The organism is Pseudoruegeria sp. SK021, from assembly GCF_002119405.1.
GTDB lineage: Bacteria > Pseudomonadota > Alphaproteobacteria > Rhodobacterales > Rhodobacteraceae > Meridianimarinicoccus.
Genome location: NZ_MTBG01000154.1, coordinates 1 through 254 on the forward strand (window position 1 = coordinate 1; position 254 = coordinate 254).

The 254-nt window shown below is 54.3% G+C and carries 1 protein-coding gene and 1 pseudogene; both read right to left on the minus strand.

Translation table 11 applies throughout. The annotated features are described in order from the left end of the window. Positions 1–127: pseudogene (locus BV911_RS19450) on the minus strand (IS256 family transposase); the annotation flags it as partial. Then, a partial coding sequence (locus tag BV911_RS19925; RefSeq protein ID WP_205963935.1) for a hypothetical protein occupies positions 75–254 on the minus strand: 180 nt, incomplete at its 5' end. The pseudogene BV911_RS19450 and the gene BV911_RS19925, both read right to left, overlap by 53 nt.

The window sequence follows — 254 nt, forward strand, 5'->3', positions numbered from 1 at the left end:
GTGGTTTGAAGTAGACGCCATCCGCCCAGATGTAGAGAAATCTCCGCGAGCCAAGGTCACGTTTCTGCCAGAGCTCATAGTCCATCCACCAGTCGGCCTTCAGCCGCGTAATGGTCTTGGCAGATAGTGAACCGCGCCAGGTTTGCCGGAGGCTCCAACTCATGAGTAGGATGGAGCATCATGAACAAAACAACGAACAAATATTCACCTGAAGTGCGCGAACGTGCCGTGCGGATGGTTTTGGATGGCGCAGG